Source organism: Isoptericola sp. BMS4, from assembly GCF_011634835.1.
In the GTDB taxonomy this organism is placed as follows: domain Bacteria; phylum Actinomycetota; class Actinomycetes; order Actinomycetales; family Cellulomonadaceae; genus Isoptericola.
The window spans coordinates 3,213,623-3,230,085 of sequence record NZ_SIRP01000001.1; the positions used below are offsets into that span (position 1 = coordinate 3,213,623).

The window sequence follows — 16,463 nt, forward strand, 5'->3', positions numbered from 1 at the left end:
TCCGGTCCGGCCCGGCGACGGTGGACATCATGACGCGCACCCTGCCCGGCCTCGGGCTCGCCGCCGCCGCCACCGCCGCCCTGGTCGCCGGGACCGCGGCGCTGTCCGCCGCCGGCGTCCCCGCGCTGTCCCCGCTGGTGCTGGCGCTCCTCGCCGGCGCCGTGGTGGGGTCGCTGCTCGGCCGGGCGCGGCGGTCCCGGGAGTCCGCCGGGACGGCCGACGGCGGGCCCGCGGGCCGGTTCGCGGCGCGCGTCGCGCCGGGGGTGGCGTGGGTCGCGCGTGTGCCGCTGCGCGCCGGCGTGGTCCTGCTGGGTCTCCAGCTCGCCCTGCCCGACGTGCTGGCCCTGGGCTGGCGGGGCGTCGCCGTCGTCCTGGCCACGGTCACGGTGACGTTCGCCGGGACCCTGGCCCTCGGGCGCCTGCTGCGGGTGCCGCGCACCACGACGCTCCTGGTCGCCACGGGCTTCTCCATCTGCGGCGCGGCCGCCGTGTCCGCGATGACCGGGGTGCTCGAACGCCGGCCGGGAGCGGGCCAGGACGTCCGCCTGCGCGAGGGCGTCGCGGCGGCGCTCGCGCTGGTCACCGTCTACGGCACTCTCGCGATCGCGGTGCTGCCGGCGCTGGGCGGCCACCTCGGCCTGGACGACGCGCAGGCGGGGCTGTGGATCGGCGCGAGCGTGCAGGAGGTGGCGCAGGTGGTCGCGGCGGCCGGCACGGTCTCGGCCACCGCGCTCGCCACGGCGACCGTCGCCAAGCTGGCGCGCGTGGTGCTGCTGGCACCGCTCGTCGCGGGCGCCGGCGTCGTCCTGGCGCGCCGCACCGCCCTCACCAGGCCTGTCGGGCCCGCCGTGCCCTCGGAGACCGGCAGGGCAGGCGGCCGGGCCCGCGGGCGGCGGACGCTTCCCGTCCCGGGGTTCGTGCTCGGCTTCCTCGCGGCCGTCGCGGTGAGCAGCCTCGGCGTGCTCCCGGCGTCCGTGCTGGGCGCCGCGGCGCAGCTGCAGACCGTCCTGTTCACCGCGGCGATGTTCGCGCTCGGCCTCGGCGTGGACGTCCCGCACCTGGCCCGGACCGGACGCCGTCCGCTGCTGCTCGGCGCCTGCTCCGCCGTCGTCGTGACGGGCACGTCGCTGGCCGCCGTCCTCACGCTCACCGCGTGACAGCTCCCGAGCGAGGCGCCGATCAGCCGGCGAACAAGGCAGGCAGGTCGGCCAGCCCGGTCACGACGACGATCCCGTCGCCCCGCATCCCGGCGACGTCGACGTCGTGCTCGCCGTCGCGGCGCGTGCCGGGACGGTCCAGCCAGACGCCGAGCAGCCCGGCGTCGTGCGCGGCCCGGGCGTCGACGCGGGGCTCGTCGCCGACGTACGCCGTCCGGGCGGGCTCGGTCCCGAGCAGGCGGGCGCCCTCCACGAAGACGTCGGGGTGCGGCTTGCCGTACCCCAGGGTGTCGACGCCGACCAGCACGTCGAGGTCGAGCCCGGCGGCCGCGAGCTTGCGCTCCTGCAGCTCCGTCGCGGCGTTCGTCACCACCCCGAGGGCCAGACCGGCGGAGCGTAGCGCGACGAGCAGCGGCGCGGCGTCGTCGAACGCCCGCCAGGAGCGCTCGAACGTGCCCCAGAACAGGTCGTCCCACGCCCCGAACGAGGCCTCGGTGACCGGGTCCCCGCCGAACGTCCGGTGCAGCAGGTCAGCCCGCAGCCGCCGCTGCGTGCGGTGGTCCGTGTCCCCACGCGTGTAGCGCGCGTAGTGGCCTCCCGGGTCGGAGCGCCAGTGGTCGAGGACGGCGACCCGGTCGACGTCGTCGGGCAGGTGCGCGTCGGCGACGGCCGCGAGCGCCGTGGCGAACGCGCCGCGCGTGTCAACGAGGGTGTCGTCGACGTCGAGCAGGACGCCGTCGACGCGCCCCGGCGCCCCGAAGGCCGTCACTGGGCCGGGGCCTGGGGCGGGTCCTGGGCGAGCCGGGCCAGCGCCGCGTCGACGCGCGCCAGGGTGCGCTCGCGCCCCAGCACCTCGAGAGACTCGAAGAGCGGCAGACCGATGGTGCGCCCGGTGACGGCGACGCGCACGGGCGCCTGCGCCTTGCCGAGCTTGAGGCCGTGCTTCTCCCCCACCACCAGGACGGTCTCCTTGAGCGGCTCGGCCGACCAGTCGCCGAGGTCGGCGAGCGCCGCGCGGGCGTCGGCGAGGAGTTCGGGCGCACCGGGCTTCATGGCCTTGGCCCAGGACCTCTCGTCCCTGACGGGCTCGTCGAGGAACAGGAAGTCGACGTTGTCGGTGATGTCGGCGAGCAGCGCGACGCGCGACTGGGCCAGCGGGGCGACGGCGGCGAACGCGGCGGGATCGAACTGCTCGGGGCGCCACAGGGCATGCGGGGCGCGCAACCACGGGTCGACGGCGGAGACGAAGTCCTCGACGGACATCGCGCGGATGTACTCGCCGTTGAACGCGAGCAGCTTCTTGACGTCGAAGAACGCGGAGGCGCTGTTGACGTCCTCCACGCGGAAGCGCTCCACGAGCTCGTCGAACGGCAGGATCTCCTCGTCGTTGCCGGGCGCCCAGCCGAGCAGCATGAGGTAGTTGACCAGCGCGTCGGGCAGGTACCCCTCGGCGAGGTAGTCCTCGAGGGCGACCTTGTCGCGCCGCTTGGACAGCTTCTGCCGCTTCTCGTTGACGATGACGGGCAGGTGCGCCCACACCGGCGGGGTGGCGCCCAGCGCCTCCCACAGGAGCTGCTGCTTGGGCGTGTTGGACAGGTGCTCCTCGCCGCGGATGACGTGCGTGATGCCCTCGTCGAGGTCGTCGACGACGTTGGCGAGCAGGAACACGGGCGACCCGTCCCCGCGCGCGACGATGAAGTCCTCGATCGACGCGTTCGGGAAGACGGGGTTGCCGCGGATGAGGTCGACGACCTGGGTCTCGCCCTCGTCGGGGGTGCGGAACCGCAGCGCCCGGCCGGACTCGTACGTCAGGCCGCGGTCGCGGCAGTGCCCGTCGTAGCCGGACTGCTGGCTGCCGGTGCGGGCGGCGACGTCATCGCGGGTGCAGTCGCAGTAGTACGCGCGACCGGCGTCGAGCAGCCGTCCGGTGGCCTCGCGGTGCTTGTCGACGTTCGCGGACTGGAAGTACGGGCCCTCGAAGGTCGGGTCGTCGGCGTGCATGCCGAGCGCGGCGAGCGCGCTGAGGATGCCGTCGGTCCACTCGGGCTTGTTGCGGGCGGCGTCGGTGTCCTCGATGCGCAGCACGAACGTGCCGCCCTGGTGCTTGGCCACCGCCCAGTTGAACAGCGCCGAGCGACCGCCGCCGACGTGGAACATGCCCGTCGGGGACGGGGCGAAGCGGACACGGACGTCGGAAGAACCAGGTGCGGGGATCACGGGCACAGCCTAGTAGTTGGCGGCCCGGCCCCCACCGAGCACGACCTGAGCGCCGTCATCCGGGCCGGTAGGGGCGCCCAGGTTGTGCTCGGCCGGTATCCGGCGTCAGTCCTCGCGGCGGAACACGGGGTTGGCGAGCGTGCCGATCCCCTCGACCTCGCACTCCATGCGGTCGCCGTGGTCGACGCGCCCGACGCCGGCAGGCGTGCCGGTGAGGATGACGTCGCCCGGCAGCAGGGTCATGGCCTTGCTGATGTAGGACACGAGGAACGGCACGTCGAAGACCATGTCGGCGGTGCGGCCGTCCTGCTTGAGCTCGCCGTTGACGCGGGAGCGGACCGCGACGTCCTCGGGGTTCAGGTCCGTGTCGATCCACGGGCCGAGCGGGCAGGAGGTGTCGAAGCCCTTGGCGCGCGCCCACTGCCCGTCGGTGCGCTGCGCGTCGCGCGCGGTGACGTCGTTGGCCACGGTGTACCCGAGCACGTAGGAGCGGGCCTGCTCCGGCTCGACGTCCTTGCAGATCTTGGACACGACGACGGCGAGCTCCGCCTCGTAGCTGACCTCGCGGGAGAACGACGGCAGCACGACCGGGTCGTCCGGGCCCACGACGGCGGTGTTGGGCTTGAAGAACAGCAGCGGGGTCGTGGGGACCTCGTCGCCCATCTCCTTCGCGTGGTCGGCGTAGTTCCGGCCGACGGCGACCACCTTGGACCGCGGGATGACCGGCGCGAGCAGCCGGACGCCGTCGCCCAGCTCGATCCGCTCGCCCGTGGGCATGGCCGGCATGTAGAGCGGGTCGCCGCCCAGCACGGCCAGGTAGGTCCGGTCCCCCTCGTGCTGGACGAGGGCGAAGCGGGGGTCGTCTCCGGTGGTGAATCTCGCGATGCGCACGCGCCCAGGTTACGCGCGGCGGGTCACGCGCGGGCCAGGACCTCGCCGTGCAGGATCGCGAACCACCCGTCCGGGGCCTGCGCCCACGCCTGCCAGTCCTGCGCGATCTGCTCGAGCGCGACGTCGTCCGCGAGGCCGGACTCCTTGGCCTGCACGGCGAAGTTGGACTCGACGCAGCGCTCGGCCCACAGCTCGCCCCACCACTGCCGGTCGGTCGGGGTGGCGTAGCACCACGACGACGCGGAGGGCACGATGCCGTCGAGCCCGGCCTCCTGCACCCAGGACATGAGGCGCCGGCCGGCGTCGGGCTCGAAGCCGTACGCGTGCGTGACCTCGTGGTACAGCTCGTTCCACTCGGTGAGGCCCGCGGTCTCGGGGTACCAGGCCATGCCCGCGTAGTCGGCGTCGCGCACGGCGACCAGACCGCCCGGCTTCGCCACGCGCCGCATCTCGCGCAGCGCCGCGACCGGGTCGGACAGGTGCTGCAGCAGCTGGTGCGCGTACACGACGTCGAACGTGTCGTCGTCGAACGGCAGCTCGTACGCGTTGGCCTGCTCGAAGCGCACGTTGGTGTACCCGAGCGCGTCGGCGTGCTCGCGCGCCGCGTCGAGCACCTTGCCGGAGGCGTCCACGCCCACCACCTGGCCGCCCGCCACGACGCGCGCGAGGTCGGCGGTGACCGTCCCCGGCCCGCAGCCGACGTCGAGCAGCGTCATGTCGTCGCGCAGGTGCGGCAGCAGGAAGCCGGCGGAGTTCTGCGCGGTGCGGCTGCGGTGCGCGCGCAGCACGGAGTCGTGGTGGCCGTGCGTGTACGACTCGGACTCCTTGCTGGGCACCGTGTGGTGCGTGCTCGGCGCCTCGATGGCGTCGTTGAGGTCCGCCCCGGCAGGCTCCGGGGCCGTGGCGGGGGCTCCCGCGGCCCGGACGTGCTCGTCGGTCAGGTCGAGGTCGGACGCCGTCGGGTGGTCGCTCATGGGGCCCACGGTAGTGACCGCGGGCCGCACTCACCGGCGGATTCTCACGCTTCGGGACGCCGGCGTGGTCGTCCGCGGTGGCATGATCGGCGCCATGGGTGCGCCCCGCGGCACGACGGAGCGGCCGGCCACGCGGGCTGCCGGCGACTGGCTGCGCCGCCACCTGCGGCTGCTCGGCGGCGGCGAGGGACGGGTGCCCGGGGTGGACGTCGCCCGCGGGATCGCGATCCTCGGCATGTTCACCGCCCACGTCGGGGTCACCTCCGACGACCTCGGCACCCTGCCCGGGTGGCTGTCGATCGCCCACGGGCGGTCCTCGATCCTGTTCGCCCTCGTCGCCGGGATCTCGGTCGGGATCGTCAGCGGTGGCCCGCGGCCCGTCGGCGGGCCGGCCCTGGTCGCGGTCCGCACCCGCCTGCTCGTGCGCGCGGCGCTGCTGCTCGCCCTCGTCGCGCTGCTCGACCTGCTGGGCACCCGGGTGGCGCTCATCCTCGGCTTCTACGCCGCCTACTTCGTCCTCGCGCTGCCGTTCCTGCGCTGGCGCCCGCCCCGGCTGGCGGCGCTGGCCACGGTGATCGCCGTCGTCGGCCCGGCGGCGGCGCACTGGGGGCCGGAGGTCCTCGCGCGCGCCGGGCTGCGCCTGCCCCGCGACGGCTCGGGCGCCGTCACGGACTTCGTGCTCACCGGGCACTACCCGGCCGTCGTGTGGATGGCGTACGTGCTGGCGGGGATGGCGATCGGCCGGTGCGACCTGACGTCGCACCGGCTGCGCCGCGGCCTGGTGCTGGGCGGGCTCACCGCCACCGCCCTCGCCGGCCTGCTCTCGGTGCGTCTCGCGGACGCGGCGGGCGGCGCCGACGCGATCCGCCGGCAGGTCGTCGCGACCTCCAGCGACCTGGCGCCCGACCCCCACGCCTGGGACGCGCCGTGGCCGACGGGCGCGTTCCTGCTGCTCGCGGGCCCGCACGACGACACCACCTTCGAGGCGGTCGGCTCGGGCGGCTTCGCGGTCGCCGTCGTCGGGCTGTGTCTCTACGCCGGCCGCGTGGGTCGGTGGGTGCTCGCGCCGCTCGCCGCGACGGGCGCCATGGCGCTGACGGTGTACTCGCTGCAGATCGTCGCGATCTGGCACTGGGACCTGATCGGTTCCGAGACGAACGGCCCGCTCGCGGTGATGGTGCTGGTCACCCTCGCGGCCACCACCGCGTGGCGGTTCCTGCTCGGACGCGGGCCGCTCGAACGGCTCGTCAGCCGCGTGGCCGACGGCGCCGCACGGCTCAGAGAGTCGCCGTCCCGCTGATCGTCGTCACCGCGGCGCCGCCCACCCACAGCAGGTCCGCGGCCTCCCGGGCCACGTGGACGCGCCCGCGGCGGCCCATCGCGGTCCCTTGGGACGCGACGTAGCGCGACGGCAGGAGGTCGCCGGCGAGCCACTGCCCGATCCCGGCGTTGAGCGACCCCGTGACGGGGTCCTCGGGCACGCCGATCCCCGGCACGAAGGCGCGCACCTCGACCGCGGCGTCGGACTCTCCCGGCCCGTACGGGCCGACCACGCCGATCTTGAGGTCGCCGAACGCCGCCATGTCCGGCTCCAGCGCGAGGACCGCCGCCGCGTCGTCCAGCAGCGCGGCGACCCAGCCTGGCCCGTTGTCCACCCACGCGGCGTCGCCGATCGCGGACACCGGCACCCGCAGCGCGCGGGCGATCCGCGCGAGGTCCTCGGGCGCCACCGACCCGGAGCGGCGCAGCGGCGGCGCGGCGAACGCGAGGCCGGCGTCGTCGCGACGCACGGTCACCAGGCCGACGCCGCACTCCTGCACGACGGCGGCCGCGTCGCGCGGCGTCCCGCCGGCCTCCAGCCAGGCGTGCGCGGTGCCGAGCGTGGGGTGACCGGCGAACGGCAGCTCGCCGCCCGGGGTCCAGATGCGCACCCGGTAGTCGGCCGCCGGGTCGGTGGGGGCGAGCAGGAACGTCGTCTCCGACAGGTTGGTCCACCGGGCGAAGGCGGCCATCTGCTCGTCGGTGAGGTCGTCGGCGTCGTGCACGACGGCGACCGGGTTGCCCGTGAGCGGGCCGGAGGCGAAGACGTCGACCTGACGGAACGCGTGCGACATGCGGCACACTCTACGGCGGCGCCGGCCGACCGCGGCGGGGGCGCTCGTAGGCTGGGGGACGTGCCCGCCCCCGCTCCTGGATCCGTCGTGTCGCCGGTCGTCGTCCCGGCGTCCGAGTGGCACGAGCGTGCCGCCGCGCACGCCGCACGGGCGGACACCCTGACGGCCACGTGGCGCGCGGCCCGCGACCGGGGCGCCAAGCACGCGATCGAGGACTTCCTCTTCACGTACTACCCCACGCGGGTCGGGACGCTGCGCCGCTGGCATCCGGGCCCGGGCGTCGTCCTCGCCGGCGCGCCCGAGCGGGCGTCGTGGCGGTGGTACCGCACGGTCGCGACGCCGGACGGCGGCACGGGCGCGGCGCTGGACGTGGCCGCGTTCCTCGCCGAGCGCGGCGACACCGTGCGGTACGTGCGCGCGCTCGTCGACGCGACGGCGGCCCGCCCCGGCACGTTCGGCTGCTTCGGCCTGCACGAGTGGGCGATGGTCTACCGCGACGCCGCCGCGGGGCGCGACCACCGCCACCCGCTGCCGCTGCGGCTGGGCGACGCGGGCACGGACGCCGTCGTCGAGGGGCACACGATCGGCTGCAGCCACTTCGACGCCTACCGGTTCTTCACCCCCGAGGCCCGGGACGCCAACCGGCTGCGCCCCACCCGCGAGCGCCAGCCCGCGATGGAGCAGCCGGGCTGCCTGCACGCGAACATGGACCTGTACAAGTGGGCGCTGAAGCTGGGCCCCGCCGTGCCCGGCGACCTGCTGCTCGACGCGTTCGAGCTGGCGCGCGAGATCCGGTGGACCGACATGGCGGCGTCCCCCTACGACGTCTCCTCCTACGGCGTCGAGGCCCTGGCGATCGAGACGCCGGAGGGCAAGGCGGAGTACGTGCGCCGCCAGCGCGACTACGCCGCGCGCTCGAACGACCTGCGCCACCGTCTGGTGGCCGTCTGCGACGCGCTCACCGGCGACCGCCCGGCCGAGGGCTGATCCCCCGGCCGGGCGGCCGCCGCGTCACCGAGCTGTAGCGCGTCAGGCCCCGGCGCGGGCGGCGAGCCCTCGGACGAAGCGCGCGATCTCGTCCGGCCGCTCCTCGGCCATGAAATGGCCAGCGTCGATCGGCTCATAGGTGAGGTCGGGTGCCCAGGCGCCCCAGAGCCCGGCGGCGTCGAAGCCGAGGCGGGACCCCCAGTCCTGCGAGATCACGCCGACGGGCATCGCGAGCCGCTCCCCCGCGTCGCGGCTGGCGGCGTCCATGTCCAGGTCGACGCCGGCGGAGGCCCGGTAGTCCGCGACGATGGAGTCGACGGCGGCGACCGCGCTGTCGACGTAGTGGCGCCGCACCTCGGGGGTGAACGTGGTGCCGTCGGTGTCCCAGGCGTCGAGGAACGAGCCGAAGAACTCCTCCGCCACGGCGGCGATCATCCGCTCCGGCAGCCCGGGCGGCTGCGCCATGAGGTACAGGTGCCAGGCGACCTTCGCGTCCACGCCGCGCAGCACCGCCCAGGTGTCGAGCGTGGGCAGCACGTCGAGGATGCCGAGGTAGCGCACCGCCTCGGGGTGGTCGAGCGCGGTGCGGACGCCGACCAGCGCGCCGCGGTCGTGCCCGACGAGGCCGAACCGGTCGTGGCCGAGAGCCCGCGCGACCCGCACGACGTCGGCGCCCATGGTCCGCTTGGCGTAGGTGTGCTCGTCGGTGGCGGCGGGCTTGTCGCTGCGGCCGTAGCCGCGCAGGTCGGGCACGATCACGGTGTGCTCCCGGGCCAGGTCCCGCGCGACATCTCGCCACATGTAGTGCGTCTGGGGGAAGCCGTGCAGCAGGACGACGGCGGGCCCGTCGCCGCCGACGGCGACGTGCAGCGCGACGTCGTCCTGGCCGGGCAGGCGGTGGGTGGTGAAGCCGTCGATGGTGGGGACGGTCATGAGTCTCCTTCACGGGGGTGGGTGTCGGGGGCGGGGTGCCCGGAGAAGATGCCGGCGGGCGGCCGGGGAGCGCCGTCGGCCGTGGCCCGCAGCGCCGGGACCAGGACGGTGTCGACGAGCGCGTGCAGGTAGTCGTCGTCGGCCGCGAGCCCGTTGAGGCGCCGCAGCAGCAGGACTGACCCGACGACCTCCTCGAAGGGGAAGGGGTCGGCGCCGGCCGGCAGCTCGCCGCGGCGGACGGCGGCGTCGACGACGGAGGCGGGCAGGCGGGAGCCTGTCGGGCCGACGGCCTCCTCGATGGCGTCGCAGAGCTCGGGGTCCTCGAGGCCGGCCTGGAGCAGCAGCAGCGCCGTGCGGCCGTCGGCCGCGCGCATCGTGGCCAGCAGGCGACGGCACAGGGCGAGGAGGTCGCCGCGCAGGCTCCCGGTGTCGACCGGGCCGGCGTCCGGGGCGCGCGCGGGGCCGGCCCGCAGGGCGGCGACGACCATCTCGCGCTTCGTGGCCCACCGCCGGTACAGGGTCGCCTTGGACGCGCCGGCGCGGCGCGCGACCTCCTCGTAGGTGAGCCCCTCGTACCCGCGCTCGGCGAGCACGGCGTCGACGGCCTCGAGGATCGCGCTCTCCCGCGCGGCGTCGCGGGGGCGCCCGGCGCGGCGGGGCTGCTCCGACACTTTTCGATACGGCACGTTTCGTATCCTAACAGGGGCCGGCGGAGGCCCGGGCCGGGAATTCGCGGGCACGGCCCCCGACCGCGGTGGCACGATGCACGGGTGCCCGTCCCGTCCGACCTCGCCGCGGCGCCCCAGGGGCCCGTCGACGTCCCCGCCGCCGTCGCGCGGCTCGCCGGCGACGACGTCGTCACCCCGGTCTGGCGCAATGCGGTCGGCGGGCTGACCTTCCGGCTCGCGGGCACCGACGCTCCCCGCGAGCGCTACGTCAAGTGGGCGCCCGTCACGGCCGTGGAGCTCGATCTCGCCGCCGAGGCGGAGCGGCTCGCCTGGGCCGGCCGCTACACCCCGGTCCCGCGCGTGCTGGACCGCGGCGCGGACGCCGCCGGCTCCTGGCTGGTGACGGCCGGAATCGCCGGCCGCTCCGCCGTCGAGCGGCAGTGGGTGGAGCGGCCGGAGGCCGCCGCCCGCGCGATCGGCGCGGGGCTGCGCGCCCTGCACGACACGCTCCCCGTGGACGACTGCCCGTTCTCGTGGGGCGTCGCGGACCGTGCCGCCCGCCTCTCCCCCGCGGCGCGCGACCGGGTGGGCCGGGTGCCCGAGGTGGACCGGTTCGTCGTGTGCCACGGCGACCCGTGCGCCCCCAACACGCTGCTGGATGACGACGGGACCTGGGTCGCGCACGTCGACCTCGACGCCCTCGGGGTCGCCGACCGATGGGCCGACCTCGCCGTGGCGAGCGACAGCCTGGAGTGGAACTACGGCGACGGCTACGAGGCGGCGTTCTTCGACGCCTACGGCATCGCGCCGGACCCGGAGCGCATCGCGTTCTACCGGCGCCTGTGGCACCTCGGCTGAGCCGCACCCACCACCGATCACCGCGGCAGTTCGCGATCAGCTCGGCAGTCCGGACTGCCGAACTGATCGCAAGCTGCCGACGAGATCCGCTCTGACGGCCGTCGGCTGGGACAATGGCTCGCGATGACTGCCGCCGACGCCTCCCTCGCGACCAGCCCGCGCCCCGCCGGGACCCTGCTGCCCCACCTGCCCGCCCCGACGGGAGGCGCCCCGGACGCCGACACGCTGTTCGAGGGATTCAGCGCGTGGGCGTCGTCGACCGGCCGCGACCTGTACCCGCACCAGGAGGAGGCGCTGCTCGAGCTCATGACGGGCTCGCACGTCGTCCTGGCCACCCCGACCGGCTCGGGCAAGTCGATGGTCGCGATGGGGGCGCAGTTCGCCGCCCTGGCGGCCCGCCGCTCCGGGCTCGGCGGCCGCACGTTCTACACCGCGCCTCTCAAGGCGCTGGTCAGCGAGAAGTTCTTCGACCTGGTCGCGGCGTTCGGGTCGCGCAACGTCGGCATGATGACCGGCGACTCCGCCGTGAACCCCGGCGCGCCCATCATCTGCTGCACGGCGGAGATCCTCGCGAACCTCGCGCTGCGGGGCTCCGGCGCGGAGGACGCACCGGCCGAGACGGACGGCGAGCGCGGCGACGACGCGGTCGCCCAGGTCGTCATGGACGAGTTCCACTTCTACGGCGACCCGCAGCGCGGCTGGGCGTGGCAGGTGCCGCTGCTGGAGCTGCCGGACACCCAGTTCTTGCTGATGTCGGCGACGCTCGGCGACACCAGCCGCCTGCGCGAGGACCTCGAGGAGCGGTCCGGGCGGCCGGTCGCGGAGGTGGCGGGCGCCGAGCGGCCCGTGCCGCTGACGTTCAGCTACGTCGTCGAGCCGCTCACGGACGTCATCGCCGAGCTGGTCAGCACCCACCGCGCCCCGGTGTACGTGGTGCACTTCACGCAGAAGGACGCCGTCGAGCGCGCGCAGGCGCTGCTGTCGGCGTCGCTGGCCTCCAAGGCGGAGAAGGCGGAGATCGCCGCCGAGATCGGCGCGTTCCGCTTCGGCACGGGCTTCGGCAAGACCCTGAGCAAGTTCCTGCGCGCCGGCATCGGCGTGCACCACGCGGGCATGCTGCCCAAGTACCGCCGGCTGGTCGAGCGGCTCACGCAGAAGGGCCTGCTCAAGGCGGTCTGCGGCACCGACACGCTCGGCGTCGGGATCAACGTGCCCATCCGCACCGTGCTCATGACGTCGCTGGTGAAGTTCGACGGCGAGCGCATGCGCCACCTCACGGCGCGTGAGTTCCACCAGATCTCCGGCCGCGCCGGGCGCGCGGGGTACGACACCGTCGGCGAGGTGCTGGTCATGGCGCCCGACCACGTGGTCGAGAACCGCAAGCTGCTCGCCAAGGCGGGCGACGACCCGAAGAAGCTGAAGAAGATCGTCCGCAAGAAGGCCCCGGCAGGGGCGGTGAACTGGACCGAGTCCACGTTCGAGCGGCTGCGCGACGCCGACCCGGAGCCGCTGTCGAGCCAGTTCCGGGTCAACCACGCCATGGTGCTCAACGTGCTGGCCCGCACCCGCGACGACGCCGACGGCACCGACAGCGCCGATCCGGTCGAGGCGATGCGACACCTGCTCACCGCCAACCACGACACCGAGGCGCAGCAGGCGAAGCACGTGCGCCAGGTGTTCCGCATCTACCGGTCCCTGCGCGTCGCCGGGGTGGTGGAGAAGGTCCGCGTGCCCGACCCGTCGCGGCCGGCCGGGTACCGGCCCAGCGTGCGGCTCGTCGTCGACCTGCCGCGCGACTTCGCCCTCAACGCGCCGCTGTCTCCGTTCGCGCTGGCGGCGATGGACCTGCTCGACGTCGAGAGCCCGACGCACGCGCTCGACGTCGTCTCCGTCATCGAGGCGACGCTCGACGACCCGCGTCAGATCCTGTACGGCCAGCAGAACAAGGCGCGCGGCGAGGCCGTGGCGGCGATGAAGGCCGAGGGCATGGAGTACGAGGAGCGGATGGAGGCGCTCGAGGAGGTCACGTGGCCGCAGCCGCTGGCCGACCTGCTGGGCCCCGCCTTCGAGACGTACAAGCGCGCCAACCCGTGGGTGGCCGACGCCGAGCCGTCGCCCAAGTCCGTCGTGCGCGACATGCTGGAGCAGGCGATGACGTTCGCCGAGCTCGTGTCGGTCTACGGGCTGGAGCGCACCGAGGGCGTGGTGCTGCGCTACCTCGCGGACGCGTACCGGGCGCTGCGGCAGGTGGTGCCGGAGGAGCACCGCACCGAGGAGGTCGCGGAGATCGTCGAGTGGCTCGGCGAGCTCGTGCGCGGCGTCGACTCGTCGCTGCTGGACGAGTGGGAGCGGCTGCAGAACCCCGTCGACGACGACGCGGACGACGTCGTCGTGGGCGAGCTCGCCGAGGCGGGCGCCGAGGCGCCGACCCGCCCCGTCACCGGCAACACCCGGGCGTTCCGCCGACTCGTGCGCAACGCGACGTTCCGGCGGGTCGAGCTGGCCGCGCGGGAGGACTACGACGCGCTGGGCCGCCTCGACGGCGGCGCGGGCTGGGACGCCGACGCCTGGGCGAACGCCCTCGACGACCTGTTCGAGGCCCAGGGGGACGACGCGATCGGCATCGGGGCGTCCGCACGCTCGTCGGCGCTGCTGACCGTCCTGGAGCCGGGCGCCGAGCTGCCCGCGGGCACGACGACCGGCGACGGGCAGCACACCACGGTGCAGCCCGGCACCTGGTGGGTGCGCCAGGTGCTCGACGACGCGGACGGCGACCACGACTGGGCGATCACCGGCGTCGTCGACCTCGCCGCGAGCGACGAGGCGGGCACGCCCGTGCTGACCGTCCTCGACGTCGGCCGCCTCTGACCCGTTGTGGGCGCGAGACACGCCGCTATCCCTCGAGCGATAGCGGCGTGTCTCGCGCCCACAACGGGTCAGGTGAGCTCGGTGAGCCCGCGGACCAGCGTGGTGAGGCCGCCCGCGTAGGCCAGGACCACGAGGCCGCGGCGCATCGTCGTGGCGGACACGCGCGGCACGAGCGCGTCGCCGACGGCGAGACCGGCGACGATCGAGGCCAGCACCACGACCCACTCCCACCAGTCGAACGACGGGAAGCTCGCGTCGGCGAGGGTCAGCTTGGCCACCATCGCCGCCACGGCGTTCGTGGCGAAGAACGGCTGGGCCGTGGCCGCGAACCGCCGCGGCTCCCACCCGGTGAGGACCGCGTAGATCGCCACCGGAGGGCCGCCGATGCCGGCCGCGACGCTGCCGAAGCCGCTCGCCGTGCCGGTCAGGGTCAGCGGCCAGCGTGCCTCCGACGACCACGGGTGCGTGCCCGACCTCCGCAGCCGCGGCGTCACGACCGCGAGGGTCATGGCCGCGACCACCACCGCCCCCACCGTGACCTCCAGGGCCGCGGTGCTCGCGTCGCGCAGCAGCAGGGCGGCCGGGACCGTGACGAGCACCGACGCGGAGGCCAGCCACGCGTAGCGGCGCCAGTCCACGTCCCGGACCACGCGGCCCAGGATCAGCGTCGCGGCGACGGCGCCCGCGAGGTTGACGAACAGGACGCCCTCGAGCGGGCCGACGAGCAGCACGATGAAGGGGCCGGCGACCAGGCCGAAGCCCATCCCCACCACACGCTGCAGGGCCCCGCCGACGAGGATGGCGACGACGAGGAGCAGGAGCAGCACCCGACAACCGTAGACGGTCCGCACCCCTCACCCGGCGGTTGTGGGCGTGAGCTTGGCGCTGTTCGCGGCCGATACAGCGCCAAACTCACGCCCACAACATCACAGAGCGGCACGGGAGGCGTGGCAGGATCGCCGCCGTGGCGAAGAAGACCAGGAACGCCTCCGCCGGCACGCCCGCCCTCGTCGCGCTCGACCGGGCCGGCGTGCCGTACGCGCAGCACCCCTACACCCACGACCCGGCGAGCGACCTGAGCTTCGGGATGGAGGCCGCGGCCGCGATCGGCGCGGAGCCCGCGCACGTCTTCAAGACGCTGCTCGCCGACGTGGACGGCAGGCTCGTCGTCGGGATCGTGCCGGTGACCGGCTCGCTCGACCTCAAGGCGCTGGCCCGCGCCGTCGGCGGCAAGCGGGCGACGATGGCGGACGCCGCCGCGGCGGAGCGCGCCACCGGGTACGTGGTCGGCGGGATCTCCCCGCTCGGGCAGCGGACGCGCCACACCACGGTGCTCGACGCGAGCGCCGAGGGCCTTCCGGCGGTCTACGTGTCCGGCGGGCGTCGCGGCCTCGACGTCTCGCTCGCCCCCGCGGACCTGCTCCGGCTCACCCGGGGCCGCGTGGCGCCGATCGCCCGGGACTGACCGGCGCCGCGCGGCGGCCGGCTCAGCGGGGCGGGTACGGGGCGTACGGCGGCGTCTGCGGGCCCCGCTGGTAGGTGGGGTACCGCGCGTCGGAGGGCACGATGTCCTTGCCGAGCGGCAGCAGCGAGACGGGGATCAGCTTGATGTTGGCGATCGCCAGCGGGATCCCGATGATCGTGACCGCCTGCGCGACCGCCGTCACGACGTGCCCGACGACCAGCCACCAGCCGGCGACGATCACCCAGATGACGTTCCCCAGCACGGACCAGGCCCCCGCCGACGGCTTGTCGACGACCGTGCGCCCGAACGGCCACAGCGCGTACCCCGCGATCCGGAACGACGCGATCCCCCACGGGATCGTGACGATCAGCAGGCAGCACACGATCCCGGCGGCGACGTACCCGAGCGCGAGCACGAACCCGCCGAAGACGAGCCAGATGATGTTGAGCAGGGCCTTCACCCCTCGATCCTCCCACCGCCGGCGCCGCCGGGGCCCTGGGGGATCCCCCGGGTCCGACCCTGATCTCCGGACCGGTCGGCGCCGCGGGGTTCGTACACTGAGCCGCATGCCCGGTTCGTCCGACCTCCGCTCCCGCCTGTCCGCCGTCCGCTCCCGCGTCGCCGACGCCGCCCGGGCGGCGGGCCGGGACCCGGCGGAGGTACGGGTGCTGCTCGCCACCAAGACGCAGGACGCGGCGACCGTCGCCGACGCCGTGACGGCGGCCCTGGAGCTCGCCGCCGCGGAGGGCGACGACCGCCCGCTGCTCGTCGGCGAGAACCGCGTCCAGGAGCTCGTGGCCAAGGCGCCCGCGCTCGCCGACCTGGTCGCCGCGGGCCGGGTCGAGTCGCACATGATCGGCCACCTGCAGCGCAACAAGGTCAACCAGGTGCTCGCGCACGCCACCGGCGTGGAGTCGGTGGACTCGGCCACGCTGGCCTCGGCCCTGTCGAGCCGCTGCGAGCGCGACGGCCGCACCCTGGACGTCATGGTGCAGGTCAACGTGTCGGGCGAGGAGAGCAAGTCGGGGGTCGTGCCCGGCGAGGCGGCCGCGCTGGCGACCGAGGTCGCGGCCCTGCCGGGGCTGCGGCTGACGGGCTTCATGACGATCGGCCTGAACTCGGACGACGACGAGGCCGTCCGGGCCGGCTTCGCCGTCCTGCGCCGTCTCCGCGACGACGTCGTGGCCTCCGGCGCCACCGGCACGGCGACGGCGCGCGAGCTGTCCATGGGCATGACGGGCGACCTGGAGCTCGCCGTCGCCGAGGGCGCCACCGTCGTGCGCGTCGGCACGGCCGTCTTCGGCGCCCGCACCACCGCGAAGTAGTGCCAT

General features: G+C 75.0%; 16 protein-coding genes. 7 read left to right on the forward strand and 9 right to left on the reverse strand.

Annotated elements, in window-relative coordinates; genetic code table 11:
* Nucleotides 1–29: 29 nt before the first annotated feature.
* The gene (locus tag EYB28_RS14590; RefSeq protein ID WP_166849262.1) at nt 30–1,157 is read left to right on the forward strand and encodes a YeiH family protein; all 1,128 of its coding nucleotides are present in this window, start codon (nt 30–32) and stop codon (nt 1,155–1,157) included.
* Nucleotides 1,158–1,179: 22 nt separating this feature from the next.
* Here the strand turns inward: EYB28_RS14590 and EYB28_RS14595 are convergent, their stop codons facing one another.
* The 4 genes from EYB28_RS14595 to EYB28_RS14610 form a co-directional block, all read right to left on the reverse strand.
* Entirely contained in the window at nt 1,180–1,926 is a 747-nt protein-coding gene (locus EYB28_RS14595; RefSeq protein ID WP_166849265.1) for an HAD family hydrolase, read from the reverse strand.
* Nucleotides 1,923–3,374, reverse strand: coding sequence for a glutamate--tRNA ligase (gltX, locus tag EYB28_RS14600; RefSeq protein ID WP_240930574.1), 1,452 nt, complete (start codon nt 3,372–3,374; stop codon nt 1,923–1,925). The genes EYB28_RS14595 and gltX overlap by 4 nt, the downstream gene beginning before the upstream one ends.
* Nucleotides 3,375–3,479: 105 nt before the next feature.
* The gene (locus EYB28_RS14605) at nt 3,480–4,265 is read right to left on the reverse strand and encodes a fumarylacetoacetate hydrolase family protein (RefSeq protein ID WP_166849267.1); all 786 of its coding nucleotides are present in this window, start codon (nt 4,263–4,265) and stop codon (nt 3,480–3,482) included.
* Nucleotides 4,266–4,288: 23 nt separating this feature from the next.
* Nucleotides 4,289–5,101, reverse strand: a complete 813-nt coding sequence (locus EYB28_RS14610) for a class I SAM-dependent methyltransferase (protein ID WP_166852470.1) — start codon at nt 5,099–5,101, stop codon at nt 4,289–4,291.
* 232 nt (nt 5,102–5,333) lie between these two features.
* On the opposite strand from EYB28_RS14610, the gene EYB28_RS14615 reads away from it, so the two are divergent.
* Nucleotides 5,334–6,539 (forward strand): heparan-alpha-glucosaminide N-acetyltransferase domain-containing protein, encoded by a 1,206-nt coding sequence (locus EYB28_RS14615; protein ID WP_166849269.1) that lies wholly within the window; start codon nt 5,334–5,336, stop codon nt 6,537–6,539.
* Here EYB28_RS14615 and EYB28_RS14620 read toward each other — a convergent pair.
* Nucleotides 6,517–7,353, reverse strand: coding sequence for a PhzF family phenazine biosynthesis protein (locus EYB28_RS14620; protein WP_166849271.1), 837 nt, complete (start codon nt 7,351–7,353; stop codon nt 6,517–6,519). The two genes, EYB28_RS14615 and EYB28_RS14620, sit on opposite strands and share 23 nt — an antisense overlap.
* 60 nt (nt 7,354–7,413) lie before the next feature.
* Here EYB28_RS14620 and EYB28_RS14625 point away from each other — a divergent pair, with 60 nt between their 5' ends.
* Complete coding sequence (locus tag EYB28_RS14625; RefSeq protein WP_240930575.1) at nt 7,414–8,340, forward strand: 3-methyladenine DNA glycosylase; 927 nt, start codon at nt 7,414–7,416, stop codon at nt 8,338–8,340.
* A 42-nt stretch (nt 8,341–8,382) separates the two neighbouring features.
* On the opposite strand, the gene EYB28_RS14630 is transcribed toward EYB28_RS14625, so the two are convergent.
* Both EYB28_RS14630 and EYB28_RS14635 read right to left on the reverse strand, forming a co-directional pair.
* Complete coding sequence (locus tag EYB28_RS14630) at nt 8,383–9,273, reverse strand: alpha/beta fold hydrolase (protein WP_166849273.1); 891 nt, start codon at nt 9,271–9,273, stop codon at nt 8,383–8,385.
* Complete coding sequence (locus tag EYB28_RS14635; RefSeq protein ID WP_240930576.1) at nt 9,270–9,959, reverse strand: TetR/AcrR family transcriptional regulator; 690 nt, start codon at nt 9,957–9,959, stop codon at nt 9,270–9,272. The genes EYB28_RS14630 and EYB28_RS14635 overlap by 4 nt, the downstream gene beginning before the upstream one ends.
* A gap of 84 nt (nt 9,960–10,043) precedes the next feature.
* On the opposite strand from EYB28_RS14635, the gene EYB28_RS14640 reads away from it, so the two are divergent.
* Nucleotides 10,044–10,799 (forward strand): aminoglycoside 3'-phosphotransferase, encoded by a 756-nt coding sequence (locus tag EYB28_RS14640; RefSeq protein WP_166849275.1) that lies wholly within the window; start codon nt 10,044–10,046, stop codon nt 10,797–10,799.
* A gap of 123 nt (nt 10,800–10,922) precedes the next feature.
* Nucleotides 10,923–13,667: an RNA helicase gene (locus EYB28_RS14645; protein ID WP_166849277.1), complete on the forward strand. Its 2,745-nt coding sequence runs from the start codon at nt 10,923–10,925 to the stop codon at nt 13,665–13,667.
* Between the two features lie 68 nt (nt 13,668–13,735).
* Here the strand turns inward: EYB28_RS14645 and EYB28_RS14650 are convergent, their stop codons facing one another.
* A complete protein-coding gene (locus EYB28_RS14650; RefSeq protein ID WP_240930577.1) occupies nt 13,736–14,494 on the reverse strand; it encodes a sulfite exporter TauE/SafE family protein in 759 nt (252 codons plus the stop codon).
* 137 nt (nt 14,495–14,631) lie between these two features.
* Between EYB28_RS14650 and ybaK the strand changes: the two genes are divergently transcribed.
* Nucleotides 14,632–15,132, forward strand: a complete 501-nt coding sequence (gene ybaK, locus EYB28_RS14655; protein WP_166849279.1) for a Cys-tRNA(Pro) deacylase — start codon at nt 14,632–14,634, stop codon at nt 15,130–15,132.
* A gap of 22 nt (nt 15,133–15,154) precedes the next feature.
* Here ybaK and EYB28_RS14660 read toward each other — a convergent pair whose 3' ends face one another.
* The gene (locus EYB28_RS14660; RefSeq protein WP_166849280.1) at nt 15,155–15,592 is read right to left on the reverse strand and encodes a YccF domain-containing protein; all 438 of its coding nucleotides are present in this window, start codon (nt 15,590–15,592) and stop codon (nt 15,155–15,157) included.
* 106 nt (nt 15,593–15,698) lie between these two features.
* Between EYB28_RS14660 and EYB28_RS14665 the strand changes: the two genes are divergently transcribed.
* Nucleotides 15,699–16,457 carry a YggS family pyridoxal phosphate-dependent enzyme gene (locus EYB28_RS14665; RefSeq protein WP_166849282.1) on the forward strand — a complete coding sequence of 253 codons (759 nt, stop codon included), beginning with the start codon at nt 15,699–15,701 and terminating at the stop codon, nt 16,455–16,457.
* Nucleotides 16,458–16,463 lie beyond the last annotated feature (6 nt).